The organism is Enterobacter sp. I4, assembly GCF_022669095.1.
Classification (GTDB): domain Bacteria; phylum Pseudomonadota; class Gammaproteobacteria; order Enterobacterales; family Enterobacteriaceae; genus Enterobacter; species Enterobacter pasteurii.
This window is the reverse complement of record NZ_JALBUO010000003.1, coordinates 56,965-74,533: the sequence shown is the minus strand read 5'-3', so window position 1 is coordinate 74,533 and position 17,569 is coordinate 56,965. Positions and strand designations below refer to the sequence as shown.

14 protein-coding genes are annotated in these 17,569 nt (G+C 57.5%); 6 read left to right on the top strand and 8 right to left on the bottom strand.

What is annotated here, in order from left to right:
- Positions 1 to 58: 58 nt before the first annotated feature.
- The 3 genes from MOQ06_RS19570 to MOQ06_RS19560 form a co-directional block, all read right to left on the bottom strand.
- The gene (locus tag MOQ06_RS19570) at positions 59 to 1,024 is read right to left on the bottom strand and encodes a L,D-transpeptidase family protein (protein ID WP_242174514.1); all 966 of its coding nucleotides are present in this window, start codon (positions 1,022 to 1,024) and stop codon (positions 59 to 61) included.
- A gap of 144 nt (positions 1,025 to 1,168) precedes the next feature.
- Positions 1,169 to 4,615, bottom strand: a complete 3,447-nt coding sequence (mfd, locus tag MOQ06_RS19565) for a transcription-repair coupling factor (protein ID WP_242174513.1) — start codon at positions 4,613 to 4,615, stop codon at positions 1,169 to 1,171.
- Positions 4,616 to 4,760: 145 nt separating this feature from the next.
- Positions 4,761 to 5,834 carry an acyltransferase family protein gene (locus MOQ06_RS19560; protein ID WP_242174512.1) on the bottom strand — a complete coding sequence of 358 codons (1,074 nt, stop codon included), beginning with the start codon at positions 5,832 to 5,834 and terminating at the stop codon, positions 4,761 to 4,763.
- A gap of 255 nt (positions 5,835 to 6,089) precedes the next feature.
- Between MOQ06_RS19560 and lolC the strand changes: the two genes are divergently transcribed.
- The 5 genes from lolC to cobB are packed head-to-tail and all read left to right on the top strand — an operon-like array spanning position 6,090 to position 11,029.
- Positions 6,090 to 7,289, top strand: coding sequence for a lipoprotein-releasing ABC transporter permease subunit LolC (lolC, locus tag MOQ06_RS19555; protein ID WP_242174510.1), 1,200 nt, complete (start codon positions 6,090 to 6,092; stop codon positions 7,287 to 7,289).
- Complete coding sequence (gene lolD, locus MOQ06_RS19550; protein ID WP_148421715.1) at positions 7,282 to 7,983, top strand: lipoprotein-releasing ABC transporter ATP-binding protein LolD; 702 nt, start codon at positions 7,282 to 7,284, stop codon at positions 7,981 to 7,983. The genes lolC and lolD overlap by 8 nt, the downstream gene beginning before the upstream one ends.
- On the top strand, positions 7,983 to 9,227 hold the full coding sequence (gene lolE, locus MOQ06_RS19545; protein ID WP_148421714.1) for a lipoprotein-releasing ABC transporter permease subunit LolE: 1,245 nt from the start codon (positions 7,983 to 7,985) through the stop codon (positions 9,225 to 9,227). Before lolD ends, lolE begins: the two co-directional genes overlap by 1 nt.
- 54 nt (positions 9,228 to 9,281) lie before the next feature.
- Positions 9,282 to 10,193, top strand: a complete 912-nt coding sequence (nagK, locus tag MOQ06_RS19540) for an N-acetylglucosamine kinase (RefSeq protein ID WP_193356284.1) — start codon at positions 9,282 to 9,284, stop codon at positions 10,191 to 10,193.
- A 14-nt stretch (positions 10,194 to 10,207) separates the two neighbouring features.
- Entirely contained in the window at positions 10,208 to 11,029 is an 822-nt protein-coding gene (cobB, locus tag MOQ06_RS19535; RefSeq protein WP_148421712.1) for a Sir2 family NAD+-dependent deacetylase, read from the top strand.
- 34 nt (positions 11,030 to 11,063) lie between these two features.
- On the opposite strand, the gene potD is transcribed toward cobB, so the two are convergent.
- Genes potD through potA form a run of 4 tightly spaced genes read right to left on the bottom strand, consistent with a single transcriptional unit; the run spans position 11,064 to position 14,872 of the window.
- Positions 11,064 to 12,098: a spermidine/putrescine ABC transporter substrate-binding protein PotD gene (potD, locus tag MOQ06_RS19530; protein ID WP_148421711.1), complete on the bottom strand. Its 1,035-nt coding sequence runs from the start codon at positions 12,096 to 12,098 to the stop codon at positions 11,064 to 11,066.
- Positions 12,095 to 12,886, bottom strand: coding sequence for a spermidine/putrescine ABC transporter permease PotC (gene potC / locus MOQ06_RS19525; protein ID WP_015570805.1), 792 nt, complete (start codon positions 12,884 to 12,886; stop codon positions 12,095 to 12,097). The genes potD and potC overlap by 4 nt, the downstream gene beginning before the upstream one ends.
- Entirely contained in the window at positions 12,883 to 13,740 is an 858-nt protein-coding gene (potB, locus tag MOQ06_RS19520; protein ID WP_242174508.1) for a spermidine/putrescine ABC transporter permease PotB, read from the bottom strand. Before potB ends, potC begins: the two co-directional genes overlap by 4 nt.
- On the bottom strand, positions 13,724 to 14,872 hold the full coding sequence (potA, locus tag MOQ06_RS19515; RefSeq protein WP_242174879.1) for a spermidine/putrescine ABC transporter ATP-binding protein PotA: 1,149 nt from the start codon (positions 14,870 to 14,872) through the stop codon (positions 13,724 to 13,726). Before potA ends, potB begins: the two co-directional genes overlap by 17 nt.
- A 237-nt stretch (positions 14,873 to 15,109) precedes the next feature.
- Between potA and pepT the strand changes: the two genes are divergently transcribed.
- Positions 15,110 to 16,333: a peptidase T gene (gene pepT / locus MOQ06_RS19510; RefSeq protein WP_242174506.1), complete on the top strand. Its 1,224-nt coding sequence runs from the start codon at positions 15,110 to 15,112 to the stop codon at positions 16,331 to 16,333.
- A gap of 43 nt (positions 16,334 to 16,376) precedes the next feature.
- Here pepT and MOQ06_RS19505 read toward each other — a convergent pair whose 3' ends face one another.
- Positions 16,377 to 17,498, bottom strand: coding sequence for a cupin domain-containing protein (locus tag MOQ06_RS19505; protein ID WP_242174504.1), 1,122 nt, complete (start codon positions 17,496 to 17,498; stop codon positions 16,377 to 16,379).
- Positions 17,499 to 17,569 lie beyond the last annotated feature (71 nt).

Genomic DNA, 17,569 nt, shown 5'->3' with positions numbered 1-17,569 from the left:
TATGCCACTGCAATAAAAAACGCCCTGCACAAGCAGGGCGTTTTTCGTTATGGCTTGATTACAGCGACTGCTGAGCGACGTCGTGATGGCGCGTGACGTCAGTCGGCATACCCGAACGTGCCTCCATCGCCCGCTCCATTACCGTGCCATCGGTATTCGCATTCGTTTTAAAGCTCACCATCGCCGCATTCAGGTTAATAGGCAGCGTCTGCGGATCGTCGTTGATGTTTTTCGATAACGGCTGGTGGATCTCTACCAGACGGACGCCGCCCGGCTCTTCAGACACCTTAATCGGGGTATTGATAATATTCACTTTCGTCCCCGGTGAGATCACGCTGTACAGCGTTTTGATGTCGTTATCACGCAGGCGAATACAGCCGGAACTGACGCGCATCCCGATCCCGAAATCCGCATTTGTTCCGTGCAGCAGGTAAACTCCACCGTATGCCGCCAGGCGAATGGCATGGTGCCCCATCGGGTTATCCGGGCCCGCAGGTACCACGGCAGGGAGATCGATACCCTGCGCCTTATAGCGGGCGCGGATATTTGCCGTCGGAGTCCAGGTTGGATTAGCGCGCTTGTCGGAGACGGTGGTCACCATGGTCGGCGTGAGCGTATCGCCCCCCAGCTGGCCGATGCCGATAGGGTAGACGGTTACTTCATTTTTCCCCGGCGGGTAATAGTAAAGACGCAGCTCGGCGAGGTTTATCACAATCCCCTGACGCGGCGCGTCCGGCAGTATGGTTTGCAGCGGAATAGTCAGCACGCTGCCGGCACGAGGAACGTAAGGGTCAACGCCCGGGTTGGCCTGCAGCAGCGCCAGGAACCCGACGTTATATTTTTTGGCAATGGCTTCAAGCGAACCGCCATCGTTTTCAACCACGTGAAAGCGGTTTTCCCCCACCACGTTGCTGCCGGGAGGAGGAAGTGGCCAGGTATTGGCTCCGGCGGGGAGCGCAACGGCAACCGCTGCGGCCAGCGCAAACACGGTTAGCCAGCGGGTAAAACGCGAAGAGGTCATCATTATCAAAATCCATATAAATGATAAGGTTATTGTTTTATAAGGGGTTAATGATAATTATGGCGAATGTATAGTCGGGAAGATCGGGCGAAGTGCAAAGAGTTTGTAAATTGTCCCCCACCAGCCGGGCGCTGGCGGGGGAGCGGCTTAGGCGATGGCGTTTTCTTCCAGCTGGCGCATAAAGTTACGCACCCAGTCCATGCGGGTTTTACGTTCCGTCAGATCCTGCGTAAATTTCAGGCGCGTCGGGCCATCTAGTCGGAAATGCTGCGGCTGTTTTTGCAGAAGGCCAATCAGCCACATCGGATCGACATGGTTCTTCTCGGCAAACTCAATCACGCCGCCTTTTTCGTTGCCTTCAAGCTTGCGGATCCCCAGCTTCTGCGCCTGCTGACGCAGTCGGGCAATATCAAGGAGGTTGCGCGCCGGGTCGGGCAGTATGCCGAAACGGTCGATCAGCTCGACTTTGATCTCTTCCAGCTCGCCTTCGCTTTTCGCGCTGGCAATGCGTTTGTAGAATGACAGGCGAGTGTTCACGTCAGGAATGAAATCATCCGGCAGCAGGGAAGGCATGCGCAGCTCCACTTCGGTCTGCTGGCTGGTGAGATCTTCCAGAGACGGTTCACGTCCGGCCTTAAGGGCGTCGACGGCATTTTCCAGCAGCTCCATGTACAGCGAGAAACCGATGGTTTCCATAGAGCCGCTCTGATCTTCACCCAGCAGCTCACCGGCGCCGCGGATCTCCAGGTCATGCGTCGCCAGCGCAAAGCCAGCGCCCAGATCTTCCAGCGAGGCGATAGCTTCCAGACGCTTTTGCGCGTCGGTGGTCATCGCCTTCGGATGCGGCGTAAGCAGCCACGCATAGGCCTGATGGTGCGAACGCCCGACGCGCCCCCGCAGCTGGTGCAGCTGGGCCAGACCGAAGTGATCCGCGCGTTCGATAATAATCGTGTTCGCGGTTGGAATATCGATGCCGGTCTCAATAATGGTGGTACACACCAGCACGTTGAAGCGCTGGTGGTGGAAATCATTCATCACCCGCTCAAGCTCGCGCTCGCGCATCTGGCCGTGACCAATGGCGATGCGCGCTTCCGGCACCAGCTCCGCCAGCCTGTCGGCGGCTTTCTGGATATTTTCGACATCGTTATAGAGATAATAAACCTGGCCACCGCGCAGCACTTCACGCAGGATCGCCTCGCGTACCACCAGATTGTCGTACTCGCGTACGAAGGTTTTCACCGCCAGACGGCGCGCCGGTGGGGTGGCAATAATCGACAGATCGCGCATGCCGCTCATCGCCATGTTAAGCGTACGCGGGATCGGCGTTGCGGTCAGGGTCAGAATGTCGACGTCGGCGCGCATCGCTTTGATGCGCTCTTTATGGCGCACCCCGAAGCGGTGCTCTTCATCGACGATCAGAAGCCCTAAATCTTTCCACTTCACGTCGCTTTGCAGCAGCTTGTGGGTGCCGATGAGAATATCGATTTTGCCTTCGCTGGCCTGCTCCAGGATCTGCGTTTGCTCTTTGGCGCTGCGGAAACGGGACAGCATCTCAATACGTACCGGCCAGTTGGCGAAGCGGTCGCGGAAGTTGTCAAAGTGCTGCTGGGCAAGAAGGGTGGTGGGCACCAGCACGGCCACCTGCTTGTTGTTCTCAACGGCCAGAAAAGCGGCGCGCATCGCCACCTCCGTTTTACCGAAGCCCACGTCGCCGCACACCAGCCGGTCCATCGCCAGCGGCTGGCACATGTCGCTCAGCACGGCGTTGATGGCCTGAGCCTGGTCCGGCGTGGTTTCAAACGGGAAGCTGTCGCAGAACAGCTGGTACTGCTCTTTATCATGCTTAAACGCATAGCCCTCTTTGGCCGCACGCTGGGCGTAAATGTCCAGCAGCTCGGCGGCCACGTCGCGCACTTTTTCCGCCGCCTTCTGCCGCGCGCGGGCCCAGGCGTCGCCGCCCAGCTTGTGCAGCGGCGCGTTCTCTTCCGCGCCACCGGCGTAGCGGCTAATCAGGTGCAGGGACGACACCGGCACGTACAGTTTGGCGTCGTTTGCGTAGGTCAGCATCAGGTATTCACCTTTGATGCCGCCTGCTTCAAGGGTGGTCATCCCCTGATAGCGGCCCACGCCGTGCTCCAGGTGAACGATCGGCTGGCCGGGGTGCAGCTCGGCCAGGTTGCGGATCAGCGTGTCCGGGTTGATGGTGCGACGGCTGTCCTGACGACGGCGCGCCACGCGCTCGCCCAGTAGATCGCTTTCGCAAATCAGCGCCAGGTTATTGAGCGTATCAATGAATCCGTGCTCGGCGGCCCCGATCATCAGGTAACGGCCATTTCCTGTCGCTTCGCTCAGGCGAAGAATGCGCTTCGGCGCTATCTTAATGCGCCCCAGCAGCTCGCCCAGCGCTTCACGACGGCCTTCACTCTCTACGGAGAACACCACCGGTCCGGTAAAGGACTCAAGAAACTTGCGCAGATTATCCAGCGGCGCTTTCTGCTGCGCCTGCACGGAAAGATCGGGCAGCGTTCTGAACGCCAGATTGGTATTCGCCGCCTTGTCCGCAAGGGAATCGGTTTTGAGCTGCATGCGCGGCCAGCGTTTCAGCTCGGCGTTCAGCTCGTCGGTGCGCAGCCACAGCATTTCCGGCGGCAGCAGCGGACGCATCGGGTCTACGCCCCGGTTTTCAAAGCGCGCGCGGGTCTCGCTTTCAAAGCGACTGGCGCTGGCGTCGATATCACCGGTATTCACAATCAGCGTATTCGCCGGGAAATAGCTGAACAGCGCAGGCAAGGGTTCGTTAAAGAACAGCGGCTGCCAGTATTCAATCCCGGCAGGCAGAGTCCCTTTGCTGACCTGCTGATAGATATGTTCGGCATCGCGCTTTACGTCGAACCTGTCGCGCCACTGGCTGCGGAACAGTTCGATGGCGGTTTTATCCGTCGGGAACTCATGGGCGGGCAGCAGGTTAATAGATTCTACCTCTTCCAGCGTGCGCTGGGTGTCGGCGTCGAACACGCGAAGGCTGTCGATCTCATCATCGAAGAAATCCAGACGATACGGCTGGTCGCTGCCCATCGGATAGAGATCCAGCAGCGCACCGCGCGTTGCGTATTCCCCGTGCTCCATAACCTGATCGACATGACGGTAACCGGCACCGTCCAGCTGCACGCGCAGGGCGTCGCGCGACAGGCGCTGGCCTTTTTTCATCACCAGCGCATGGCCGTGCAGATAGCTGTGCGGACAGACGCGCTGCATCAGCGTATTTACCGGCACAATCAGCACGCCGCGCTGCATGGTGGGGAGCTGATACAGGGTCGACAGGCGCGAGGAGATTATCTCCTGGTGCGGGGAGAAACTGTCATAGGGAAGCGTTTCCCAGTCGGCCAGGCTGAATACCAGACTGTCGGTGAACTGACGAATTTCGTCGTGCAGGCGCAGGGCGTTTTGCATGTCCGGGGCAACCAGCACCACCGGCCCTGGATGCCGTTCAGCAATTTCCGCCACCAGCGTGGCGCAGGCCGCGCCTGTAAGTTCGCCCAGCTGGCGTTGGTCACCTGCTTTAACAGGCAAGGAGTAACGATAGTGTTCAGGCATGGCTATGTCAGAGTCTCTTTGGGATATACCAACAGTATTGGGGCATATCACTGATACGCAATGTCTTTATTATCCTCGATCGTTTTGCATAAGCAAATCGTAACCGCACAAGAGGAAAAGTGCCCCCGGATGGGGGCAGGGAAGGCTAGCGGCTGGCGGGCTGTGGCGTAAGACGCGCGGGAGGGGAGAAGAAAAGATCGCCAAAGAGGGCGGTGGATAGCTTGCGAACCCCCAGCCCAGCGAGGGTGCAGACGAGGAGGCTGACAAACGGATAGACCAGAATCAGCGCCAGCTCAGCCCACACCGGCCAGTACGCCGCGTTCATTTCGCCAATCAGGAGCAGGCTAAACGCCTCGATTAAAATACGGTGAGTGGTATAAATGGCGATGGTGTTTGAGCCAATGACGTTCAGCAGGTTATTGGGGTGAACGGCATAACGCTGCTCGACGCTGTAGAAGAGCTTCATGATAACCACGATCGACAGCAAAGAGAGCGGCAGCGGGACGTTAGCGAACCAAAGCACCACCGATACCGCCCCGGATGCAATAAGCACCAGCCAGCCGCGGCGCAGATTCAGTCCTTTCATCCACGCCATCAGCTGCGCGCCGTACCATGCGCCGATGCTGTAGTAGACCATATTGCGCACCACGCTGTTCATGCCCCACCACGGCAGCGGCAGGAAGTTGATCGCGACGCTTGCCAGCGCCAGAAGCCCTAACACCGGCAGTTTCCAGCGGCTCAGCAGCTTACAGAGGGTAAAGTAGACCACCAGAGCGTACAGATACCACAGGCTGGTGCTGGCCGTGAGCATGCCCAGCACAAACCCTGAGACAGAATCGGCGTAGGCCGCATTGGAGGATGTGGCCAGCTCACGCTCGGGCGCGAGCCAGGCATTCAGATGGGTTAGCGCCTGCCATTGCAGTACGCCCCACAGGGCCAGCACCCAGACAATGCTCCAGATCCGCTTGTCGAGGCTGTCCCGCCAGTTCACGTCGTCAATATAGCGACGGATTAAATAGCCGGAGATAAAGAAAAATACCGGCATACGGAACGGAGCAAGATAAAGGTTAAAGTAGACCCAGCATTTGGCGAGCAGGCCCGATAACGGGTGCTGAAGGCCGTTCAGGTGCGGATAAAAGGTGATCACCGAGTGGTAAATCACCACCAGACAGATGCACAGCCCCTTTATCTGGTTAATCCATAATGCTTTTTGTTTCATCGTGCGTGAAGACCTTTTGCCATAAACGAAAGGCCGATTGTTGTAAATTGAAAACCTGATGTAACGGGTAACAGTCTGTATCAGGACGATTTTCAGAAAAGGTGGAGGCTGGCTGGCGCAACTTCAGCCAGTAGCATGATGATTTATCTGAATTTTTCGGAAAAATGATTACCAAATCTTACGGTTTCAGTCATTTACGCTCAGCGGATTCGCTTATATACTCGTGGGTCTGCTACCTGCAAACAGACGGATTTCATGTATCAACCTGTCGCACTCTTCATAGGCTTACGTTACATGCGTGGGCGCGCCGCGGACCGCTTCGGTCGCTTTGTCTCCTGGCTTTCAACCATCGGCATTACGCTTGGCGTAATGGCGCTGGTGACGGTGCTTTCCGTCATGAATGGCTTCGAGCGCGAGCTGCAAAACAATATCCTGGGGCTGATGCCGCAGGCCGTACTCTCTTCGACTAACGGTTCCGTTAACCCACAGCAGCTGCCGGAAAGCGCGGCGAAGTTACAGGGCGTCACGCGCGTTGCGCCGCTCACGACGGGTGATGTGGTGCTGCAGAGCGCCCGCAGCGTGGCGGTGGGGGTGATGCTGGGTATCGATCCGGCACAAAAAGACCCGCTGACGCCGTTCCTGGTTAATGTGAAACAAACTGACCTGCAGGCAGGTAAATATAACGTGATCCTCGGCGAGCAGCTCGCCGGGCAGCTTGGCGTCAACCGTGGCGATCGGCTGCGCGTGATGGTGCCCTCGGCCAGCCAGTTTACGCCGATGGGGCGCCTGCCGAGCCAGCGCCTGTTCAACGTGATTGGCACCTTTGCGGCGAACAGCGAAGTCGACGGCTATCAGATGCTGGTCAACATTCAGGACGCCTCGCGTCTGATGCGTTATCCGGCGGGCAATATCACCGGCTGGCGCCTGTGGCTGGACGCGCCGCTGAAGGTGGATACCCTCAGCCAGCAGACGCTGCCGGAAGGGGCAAAATGGCAGGACTGGCGCGAGCGTAAAGGCGAGCTGTTCCAGGCCGTGCGCATGGAGAAAAACATGATGGGGCTGCTGCTGAGCCTGATCGTGGCCGTTGCCGCCTTTAACATCATCACCTCGCTGGGTCTGATGGTGATGGAGAAGCAGGGCGAAGTCGCCATTCTGCAAACCCAGGGGCTAACGCCGCGCCAGATTATGGCGGTGTTTATGGTCCAGGGTGCCAGCGCCGGCATCATCGGCGCGCTGCTGGGCGCGGCGCTGGGCGCGCTGCTGGCCAGCCAGCTGAATAACCTCATGCCGATTATCGGCGCGCTGCTTGATGGCGCGGCGCTGCCGGTGGCTATCGAGCCGCTGCAGGTGGTCGGTATTGCGCTGGCCGCGATGGCCGTTGCGCTGCTTTCTACGCTTTATCCTTCCTGGCGCGCTGCCGCCACTCAACCCGCTGAGGCTTTACGTTATGAATAAGATCCTGTTGCAGTGCGACAACCTGTCCAAACGCTATCAGGAAGGCACCGTGCAGACCGACGTGCTGCACAATGTGAGTTTTAGCGTGGGTGAAGGCGAAATGATGGCGATTGTCGGCAGCTCCGGCTCCGGCAAAAGTACGCTGCTGCACCTGCTGGGCGGGCTGGACACGCCAACCGAAGGTGATGTGATCTTCTCCGGCCAGCCGTTGAGCAAAATGTCCTCTACGGCGAAAGCCGAGTTGCGTAACCGCGAGCTGGGCTTTATCTACCAGTTCCACCATCTGCTGCCGGACTTCACCGCGCTGGAAAACGTGGCGATGCCGCTGCTGATTGGTAAAAAGAAGCCGGCAGAGATCAACGCCCGCGCCAGCGACATGCTGAAAGCGGTAGGGCTTGGTCATCGCGGTAATCACCGCCCGTCCGAGCTCTCCGGCGGCGAGCGTCAGCGCGTGGCGATTGCCCGCGCGCTGGTCAATAATCCGCGGCTGGTGCTGGCGGATGAACCGACCGGTAACCTCGACGCGCGCAACGCGGACAGCATTTTCCAGCTTCTCGGCGAGCTGAACGCCTCGCAGGGCACCGCGTTTCTGGTGGTAACCCACGATCTACAGCTGGCTAAACGGATGGGGCGTCAGCTGGAAATGCGCGATGGCCACCTGAATGCAGAACTGACCCTGATGGGAGCGGAGTAATGGCTTCACCGTTATCGTTACTCATCGGGTTACGCTTCAGCCGCGGTCGTCGCCGTAGCGGAATGGTGTCGCTTATCTCCGTGATCTCTACCATCGGTATTGCCCTTGGCGTGGCGGTGCTGATCGTCGGGCTGAGCGCCATGAACGGCTTTGAGCGTGAGCTGAATAACCGCATTCTGGCCGTTGTGCCCCATGGTGAAATTGAGCCGGTTAACCAGCCGTGGTCTGACTGGAGCGATGCCCTTAACAAAGTGGAAAACGTGCCCGGCATTGCCGCGGCTGCTCCTTACATTAACTTTACCGGGCTGGTGGAGAGCGGGGTGAACCTGCGCGCCATTCAGGTGAAAGGGGTAAATCCGCGTCAGGAAGCGCGCCTGAGCGCGCTGCCGCGCTACGTGCAAAATGGCGCATGGGCAAACTTTAAGGCCGGCGAGCAGCAGATCATCATGGGCAAAGGCGTTGCCGATGCGCTGAAGGTGAAGCAGGGCGACTGGGTATCGATCATGATCCCGAACGCCAGCGCTGACCACAAATTGCAGCAGCCTAAGCGCGTACGTCTGCACGTCACCGGCATTCTTCAGCTGAGCGGCCAGCTTGACCATAGCTTTGCGATGGTGCCGCTGGAAGATGCGCGGCAGTACCTCGATATGCCCGACAGCGTGACGGGTATTGCCATCAAGGTTAACGACGTCTTTAACGCCAACACGCTGGTGCGCGATGCCGGCAGCGTGACCAATAGCTACGTTTACATCAAAAGCTGGATCGGCACTTACGGCTATATGTACCGTGATATCCAGATGATCCGCGCAATTATGTATCTGGCGATGGTGCTGGTGATTGGTGTGGCGTGCTTTAACATCGTCTCAACGCTGGTCATGGCGGTGAAGGACAAGAGCGGCGACATTGCCGTGCTGCGTACCCTGGGGGCGAAAGACGGTCTTATCCGCGCCATCTTCGTCTGGTACGGTTTGCTGGCGGGGCTGTTTGGCAGCCTCTGCGGCGTAGCGATCGGCGTGGTGGTTTCCCTCCAGCTGACGCCGATTATCAACGGGATTGAAAAGCTCATTGGCCATCAGTTCCTGTCGGGCGATATCTATTTTATTGACTTCCTGCCGTCTGAACTGCACTGGCTGGACGTTATTTATGTGCTGGTTACGGCACTTTTACTGAGTCTGCTGGCAAGCTGGTATCCGGCGCGTCGCGCAAGCCGTATCGATCCGGCGAGGGTATTAAGTGGCCAGTAATTTCGTCATGGTTTAGCGGTCTTTTAGCCGCTGAATCAAGCAGAGGAATGCATCATGTATTACGGATTTGATATTGGCGGCACCAAGATTGCGCTCGGCGTGTTTGATAACGATCTCAAACTCCAATGGGAAACCCGCGTGCCCACGCCGCGCGATAGCTACGATGAATTTTTAACCGCCATCGCCGCGCTGGTGGCGCAGGCGGATGAGCGCTTTGGCGTAAAGGGCAGCGTCGGCATTGGTATTCCGGGTATGCCCGAAACCGACGACGGCACGCTGTATGCCGCCAACGTACCCGCCGCCAGCGGCAAGCCGCTGCGCGCCGATCTCTCTGCCCTCCTTGAACGCGACGTGCGTTTAGACAACGATGCCAACTGCTTTGCCCTCTCCGAAGCCTGGGACGACGAGTTTCGTCGCTACCCGCTGGTGATGGGGCTAATACTCGGTACGGGCGTCGGAGGGGGGATTGTCATTAACGGCAAACCCATCACCGGGCGCAGCTACATCACCGGCGAATTTGGCCACATCCGTCTCCCGGTGGACGCGCTGGACGTAGTCGGGCGCGATTTCCCGCTTACCCGCTGCGGCTGCGGCCAGCACGGCTGCATTGAAAACTATCTGTCGGGACGGGGGTTTGCATGGCTGTATGAACACTTCTATCATCAGAAACGTGAGGCCCCCCAAATTATTACCTTGTGGGAACAAGGGGATGCGCAGGCGCGAGAGCACGTTGAACGCTATCTCGACCTGCTGGCGGTGTGTCTGGGAAATATCCTGACCATCGTTGACCCGGACCTGCTGGTGATCGGGGGAGGGCTGTCAAACTTTACCGCGATTACGGAACGGTTATCCGGGCGTTTGCCCCGACATTTATTGCCGGTTGCCCGCGTGCCGCGCATTGAGCGTGCGCGACACGGGGACGCAGGAGGCATGCGCGGAGCCGCATTCCTTCATCTCACCGATTAGTTTACGAGGTTACTATGCTGTCGCGTCGCCAGGGTCGACTCAGCCGTTTTCGCAAAAATAAACGCCGCTTACGTGAACGCCTGCGTCAGCGGATCTTTTTCAGAGACAGGATGATGCCAGAAGCGATGGACAAACCCAGAGTGGTGGTGTTAACCGGGGCGGGGATCTCCGCTGAATCCGGTATTCAGACCTTCCGCGCAGCGGACGGGCTGTGGGAAGAGCATCGGGTTGAAGACGTGGCGACGCCGGAAGGCTTTGCCCGCGATCCGGCGCTGGTACAGGCGTTTTACAACGCCCGTCGCCGCCAGCTTCAGCAGCCGGAGATTGCGCCAAACGCGGCGCACCTGGCGCTGGCCAGGCTGGAGGAAGCGCTGGGGGATCGTTTTCTGCTGGTCACGCAGAATATCGACAACCTTCATGAAAGAGCCGGTAACCACAATATCATCCATATGCATGGCGAACTGCTCAAGGTGCGCTGTGCCTGGAGCGGCCAGGTGCTGGACTGGAAAGAGGACGTGCTGGACGAAGACCGGTGCCACTGCTGCCAGTTCCCTTCGCGTCTGCGTCCGCACGTGGTCTGGTTTGGTGAAATGCCGCTGGGGATGGACGATATCTACAGTGCGCTGGCGATGGCGGACGTCTTTATCGCTATCGGCACCTCAGGGCATGTCTATCCGGCCGCGGGATTTGTGCACGAAGCGCGACTGCAGGGCGCCCACACGGTGGAGCTCAATCTGGAGCCAAGCCAGGTAGGAAGCGAGTTTGAAGAGAAGCATTACGGCCTGGCGAGTGAAGTGGTGCCGGCCTTTGTGGATAAACTTCTGAAGGGGCTGTAAGCGTAACGGGCGACTGTACGTCGCCCGTTAGAGTTTATCGACCCGCCTTTAGCTTCTGGTAATACTCTTCATAAAGGCGGCTCGCGTCACCGACGTCGTTCTGCCATTCCCCTTTGCTGACGGTTTCCGCATCCGGATAGAGCGATTTATCGTTCGCAACGTCGGGGCTTAACAGCTTGCGCGCGGCCAGGTTTGGCGTCGGGTAACCGATGGTTTCCGCAACCTCTTTTGCCACGTCAGGGCGCAGCAGGAAGTTAATCAGCTTCAGCGCGCCATCGACGTTTTTCGCGTTGGCCGGAATCGAGAGGCTGTCCATCCAGAAGATCCCACCTTCTTTCGGCCAGACCACTTCCAGCGGCGTACCGGCCTGACGCGCCACAAACGCAGAGCCGTTCCAGACCATGCCCAGATTCACCTCACCTTCCATATACGGGTTGGCCGGGTTGTCCGAGTTGAACGCCGCCACGTTTGGCATCAGCTTTTTCAGCTCGTTGTAAGCCGCCTCGATCTCTTTTGGATCGGTGGTGTTGCCGGAGTAGCCAAGTTTACGCAGCGCGATCTGGAACACTTCGCGCGCATCGTCGGTTAACAGCAGGCTGCTTTTGTATTCCGGTTTCCACAGGTCGGCCCAGCCTGAAACCGTTTTGGGATCGATGGCGTCGCTGTTAACGCCAATTGCCGTCGCGCCCCAGATATACGGGATGGAGTAGTCGTTATTCGGGTCAAACGGCTTGTTAAGCATCTCCGGATCGAGGTTTGAAAAATTGGTTAGCTTCGTTTTGTCGATCTTCTGGATCATGCCTTCCTTGCGCATTTTGTCGACGAAATAGGTCGACGGCACCACCAGGTCATACGCGCCATCTTTGTAGGTTTTAAGCTTGGCGTACATGGTTTCATTCGACTCATAGGTGGAATAGATCACCTTGATGCCTGTCTCTTTGGTGAACTGTTCCAGCAGGCCCGGCGGCACGTACTCGGTCCAGTTGTAGAAATAGAGCGTTTTGCTGTCATCAGCATGCGCGGCACCCATTCCGAGCACCAGTGCCGCGGCGGCGAGCATTTTTTTCATTTCTGTGTCCCCTGAGATTTTGTTTTATCACGAGCAATAACCTGGCTGGCGATGACCAGAACCAGCGATAACACCAGCAGAATCGTCGCCAGCGCGTTCACTTCGGGTGAAACACCGACCTTAACCATTGAGTAGATCTTTAACGGCAGAATTTCATAGCTCGGCCCGGTGACGAAGGAGGAGACCACCACATCGTCCATCGACAGGGTAAAGCTGAGCAGCCACCCGGCGGCCACGGCAGGCATCGCCAGCGGCAGGATGATTTTGCGCAGAATCGTCATCTCGCTGGCGCCGAGATCTTTCGCCGCTTCCAGCATTCGCACATCGAACCCTTTCAGACGCGCATAGACCGTAACCACCACGAACGGCAGGCAGAAGGTGATATGCGAGAACAGCAGCGACCAGAAGCCGAGCTGGACGCCCAGCAGCATAAACAGCACCAGTAGTGAAATGGCCATCACGATATCCGGGGACATCATCACCACAAACAGCATGCCGCTGACGAACGGCTTCCCGCGGAAACGGTAGCGGTACAGCGCCACGGCGGTCAGCGAGCCAATCAGCGTGGCGAAGGTGGCAGAAAACACCGCCATCGTCAGCGAGTGCTGCGCGGCCTGGAGCAGGCTGTCATTGTTCATCAGCAGGCCATACCATTTGGTGGTAAACCCTTGCCAGTTAATCCCGAAGCGGGAGCTGTTAAACGAGTTCACGATTAAAATGATAATCGGAATATAGAGATACGCATAAATGGCGGTCATAAAACCGCCGCGAAGCAGTCGACCGATCATTCCAGCTCCACCTTCTTGTTCAGCAGGCGCGAGGCACGCCAGTAGACCAGCAGCATCAGCCCCATCACCACCGTCAGCGTAATGCTGGTGGCCGAGCCGAACGGCCAGTCGCGGATGTTCAGGAACTGGCTCTTAATCACGTTGCCGATCAGCAGGTTTTTCGCGCCGCCCATCAGGTCCGACACGTAGAACAGACCCATCGCAGGTAACATCACCAGCAGGCAGCCGGCGATAATGCCCGGCATGGTCAGCGGAATAATGATGCGGATAAAGGTTTGCAGCCGGCTGGCGCCCAGGTCTTTTGCCGCTTCCAGCAGCGGCTTATCGAGCTTTTCAATGCTGGAGTAGAGCGGCATCACCATAAACGGCAGCAGGATATAAACCAGCCCGACGATCACCGCGCCCGGCGTGAACATGATGCGGATCGGCGTATCGATTACCCCCAGCCACAGCAGAAACTCGTTCAGATAGCCTTTCGTGCTGAGGAAGATTTTCAGCCCGTAGATGCGGATTAGCGAGTTGGTCCAGAACGGCACAATGAGTAAAAACAGCAGCAGCGGGCGCACTTTCTGCGGCAGGCGTGCCAGGAACCACGCGAAAGGATACCCCAGCACCAGGCAGGCAACGGTGGCAATCAGCGCTATATTGAGCGAGTGCAGCAGCACGTCAAAATAGAGCGGATCGAGCAGGCGCGCGTAGTTGTCCAGCGTAAAGACCAGCGCAACGAAGTTCGCGTCGTCGCGGGTCAGGAAGCTGGTCACGATGATCATCAGGTTGGGAAGAAAGACAAACAACACAAGCCAACCGACGATCGTGGCAATCACCACATTCTGGAACTTACTCGTGTTCTTCATCAGCCAGTACAACCTCCCAGCTTTCTACCCAGTTGATGACCATTTTCTGATCCAGCGAATGGTCAAAGTCCGGATCGTCCTCGTTAAAGAACTCGCTGACCATTACCATTTTACCGTTTTCCAGCTCCACAACGGATTCAAGGGTCATCCCTTTATAGTTGCGTTCGCGAACGTAACCGATCAGACCTTCGACTTCAGCCGTATCGTGGATCTCGTCAACGCGGAGATCTTCCGGGCGCAGCAGGACGTTGAGCTTTTGTCCCTTTTCGACGGCAAAGTTGACGGTAATATTGCATTCGCGGCCCTCGACGTTCGCGCGAACGCGCTGTTCGTCCAGGCGCTCAATCACCGTAGCCTTAAAGATATTGATTTCGCCAATAAAGCTGGCAACGAACAGGTTTTTCGGCTCTTCGTAAATTTCACGCGGCGTGCCGTCCTGTTCAATTTTACCGTCGCGCATCACCACGATACGGTCTGACATGGTCAGAGCCTCTTCCTGATCGTGGGTGACAAACACGAACGTAATGCCGAGCTTGCGCTGAAGCGCCTTCAGCTCGTTCTGCATCTGCTTGCGCAGCTTGTAGTCCAGCGCGGAGAGCGACTCATCGAGCAGGAGCAGGCGCGGCTTATTGACCACGGCGCGGGCGATGGCCACACGCTGCTGCTGGCCGCCTGAAAGCTGATGCGGCTTGCGCTGGGCGAACGCCTCCAGCTGCACCATCCGCAGGGCCTCAGTGACGCGCGGCGGGATCTCGCTGGCGGGCGTTTTTTGCATGCGCAGGCCAAACGCCACGTTCTCAAACACGGTCATGTGCGGGAACAGGGCATAGCTCTGAAAGACGGTGTTGACGTGGCGGTTTTCGGCAGGAACCTGGGTAATGTCCTGGTTCTCAAGATGGATATGGCCGTTATCGACGCTTTCCAGCCCGGCGATAAGGCGCAGTACGGTGGTTTTGCCGCAGCCGGAGGGGCCAAGCAGCGTGAGAAACTCACCGTCATTGATGGTCAGGTTGAGGTCGGAAATGACGTCTTTGCCATCAAAACTTTTACGAATTCGTTCCAGTTGCACCAGTGGTGAAAGGGAACGGGGTTGTGTATTCAATTTTCGCGCTGTCCCATATAGACGCCTCAGGCAGCAGACTGAAGCGGGGTTTGTGTGTAACCACCTTGGTGACTCGTAATGAGGGCGGACATTCTACGGCAAACCCATTGAATCGCCAATCCTTCTCCCTTATTCCTAAGCTACATTTATTAACGCAGAACGATATAAACGTAAAAAGTTCTCGTTTGCGGGATAAAAGTGACCTGACGCAATATTTGCGTTTTGCTGCTTAATGATAATGTTGTCACAAAAAGTGAGGGTGACTGCATGGATAAACTACTTGAGCGTTTTTTACATTACGTTTCGCTGGATACCCAATCTAAACCGGGTGTCCGACAGGTGCCCAGCACTGAAGGCCAGTGGAAGCTGCTAAACCTTTTGAAAGAGCAGCTTGAGGCCATGGGGCTGGTGAACGTCACGCTGAGCGAAAAAGGGACCGTGATGGGAACGCTGCCGGCGAACGTGGACGGAGATATCCCGGCTATTGGCTTTATTTCCCATGTCGATACTTCACCCGATTTTAGCGGTAAACACGTTAACCCGCAGATCGTTGAAAACTACCGCGGCGGAGATATTGCGCTGGGGATTGGCGACGAAGTGCTGTCGCCGGTGATGTTCCCGGTCCTGCATCAGCTGCTTGGGCAGACGTTAATCACTACCGACGGCAAAACCCTGCTGGGCGCCGATGACAAAGCGGGCATCGCCGAGATCGTGACGGCGCTGGCGGTGCTGAAGGGCAAAAATATTCCCCATGGCGACATTCGCGTGGCCTTCACGCCGGATGAGGAAGTGGGTAAAGGGGCAAAACACTTTGACGTTGAGGCTTTCAACGCCCGGTGGGCCTACACCGTTGATGGCGGCGGCGTGGGTGAACTTGAGTATGAGAACTTCAACGCGGCATCGGTGACCATCAAAATCGTCGGTAATAACGTGCACCCGGGGTCGGCGAAAGGGGTGATGGTCAATGCGCTGTCGCTTGCCGCTCGCATTCATGCGGAAGTCCCTGCCGAAGAGAGCCCGGAGACGACGGAAGGGTATGAAGGTTTTTATCACCTGACCAGCATCAAGGGAACCGTAGACAGCGCGCAGATGCACTACATCGTCCGCGATTTTGACCGCAAAGCCTTTGAGGCGCGCAAGCGCAAGATGATGGAGATCGCGAAGAAGGTCGGCAAGGGGCTGCACCCGGACTGCTATATTGAGCTGATTATCGAAGACAGCTATTACAACATGCGCGAGAAGGTGATGGCGCATCCGCACATTCTTGATATCGCTCAGCAGGCGATGCGCGATTGCGACATCGAACCGGTGTTGAAACCGATCCGCGGCGGCACCGATGGTTCACAGCTGTCGTTTATGGGGCTGCCGTGCCCGAACCTGTTTACCGGAGGGTATAACTACCACGGCAAGCATGAGTTCGTGACGCTGGAAGGGATGGAGAAAGCGGTGCAGGTGATTGTGCGAATTGCAGAGTTAACCGCGAAGCGATGAGGCGTTGCCGGGTAAGCGAAGCGCTACCCGGCACAATCATGACTTAGTCTTCAAAAAACCAGTAGCCGCTGTTTACCAGTGCGGCCAGCATGGCGAGGAAAGAAGGGTCGTCCAGCGCGTCGCCGAAGGTATCCGCGGTTAACACCATGTGGCTGGCAATGGCTTCCAGCGCCGGGCGGTGCGGGGAGTCGAGCTTCTCGCCGTTCACGAAAACCTCTTCGCCAATGCGCAGGACGCGTAACCCGCCCAGACGCACCAGCTTATCGCCCTGCTGGAGCGCATCGTAAATTTCATCTGCCTGATACGGCGGCTCCGGCGGTGCCACGTCCAGCTCGTGACGCGACTGGCTGATAAACTCGCCAAACCACTGCCTGAAGTGCTCCGGTTCGTTGATCAGGTCCAGCATCATGCCGCGCAGCTTATCCAGCTCCTCTGGCAGAATATCTGCCGGGTGCTCACGCGCCGGTACGTCCGGGTCGCTGTAACGGTGGCTGCCCAGCTCGCGCTGCAACACATAGTCAGCGAATCCGCTGATCATCTCGCGGCCGCTTGGCGCGCGGAAGCCGACAGAATAGTTAAGCGAGTTTTCCAGCGAATAACCCTCATGCGGGAATCCTGGCGGGATATAGAGGATGTCGCCCGGCTCAAGCTCCTCGTCAATAATCCCTTCAAAGGGATCAACCTGAAGCAGGTCCGGGTGCGGACAGTGCTGCTTCATCGGCACTTTCTCGCCCACGCGCCAGCGGCGGCGGCCGGTGCCCTGAATGATAAACACGTCGTACTGGTCCAGATGCGGGCCAACGCCGCCCCCCGGAACGGAGAAGGAGATCATCAGATCGTCCATTCGCCAGTCTGGCAGGGCACGGAAAGGACGCATTAAGGCTGCGGTAGGTTCGTGCCAGTTGTTAACCGCCTGCACCAGTAAAGACCAGTTGCTCTCGCCAAGGTGATCGTAACTTTCAAATGGACCGTGGCTGACCTGCCATTTTCCGTCCTGGTGGCTTACCAGACGGCTGTCCACCTCGTTTTCCATCGCCAGACCGGCAAGCTCGTCAGGGGAGATAGGGTCGATAAAATTGCTGATCCCGCGCTTAAGAACGACCGGGCGCTTTTGCCAGTAACGTTCAATAAATTCGGGCCAGTTAAGCGTTAATTGATAATCCATATTTTTGTATTCCGCAGGCTCTTACTGAGACGGATTATAACGGAAGCACAGAACCCTGGGTGCGCGATCCG

What these genes read in the sequence shown, in the direction of transcription:
- potD (WP_148421711.1), bottom strand. Translation starts at nt 12,098, where the DNA reads ATGAAAAAAATGCTCGCCGCCGCGGCACTGGTGCTCGGAATGGGTGCC.
- MOQ06_RS19570 (WP_242174514.1), bottom strand. Translation starts at nt 1,024, where the DNA reads ATGATGACCTCTTCGCGTTTTACCCGCTGGCTAACCGTGTTTGCGCTG.
- potC (WP_015570805.1), bottom strand. Translation starts at nt 12,886, where the DNA reads ATGATCGGTCGACTGCTTCGCGGCGGTTTTATGACCGCCATTTATGCG.
- potB (WP_242174508.1), bottom strand. Translation starts at nt 13,740, where the DNA reads ATGAAGAACACGAGTAAGTTCCAGAATGTGGTGATTGCCACGATCGTC.
- cobB (WP_148421712.1), top strand. Translation starts at nt 10,208, where the DNA reads ATGCTGTCGCGTCGCCAGGGTCGACTCAGCCGTTTTCGCAAAAATAAA.
- lolD (WP_148421715.1), top strand. Translation starts at nt 7,282, where the DNA reads ATGAATAAGATCCTGTTGCAGTGCGACAACCTGTCCAAACGCTATCAG.
- MOQ06_RS19505 (WP_242174504.1), bottom strand. Translation starts at nt 17,498, where the DNA reads ATGGATTATCAATTAACGCTTAACTGGCCCGAATTTATTGAACGTTAC.
- pepT (WP_242174506.1), top strand. Translation starts at nt 15,110, where the DNA reads ATGGATAAACTACTTGAGCGTTTTTTACATTACGTTTCGCTGGATACC.
- mfd (WP_242174513.1), bottom strand. Translation starts at nt 4,615, where the DNA reads ATGCCTGAACACTATCGTTACTCCTTGCCTGTTAAAGCAGGTGACCAA.
- MOQ06_RS19560 (WP_242174512.1), bottom strand. Translation starts at nt 5,834, where the DNA reads ATGAAACAAAAAGCATTATGGATTAACCAGATAAAGGGGCTGTGCATC.
- lolE (WP_148421714.1), top strand. Translation starts at nt 7,983, where the DNA reads ATGGCTTCACCGTTATCGTTACTCATCGGGTTACGCTTCAGCCGCGGT.
- nagK (WP_193356284.1), top strand. Translation starts at nt 9,282, where the DNA reads ATGTATTACGGATTTGATATTGGCGGCACCAAGATTGCGCTCGGCGTG.
- lolC (WP_242174510.1), top strand. Translation starts at nt 6,090, where the DNA reads ATGTATCAACCTGTCGCACTCTTCATAGGCTTACGTTACATGCGTGGG.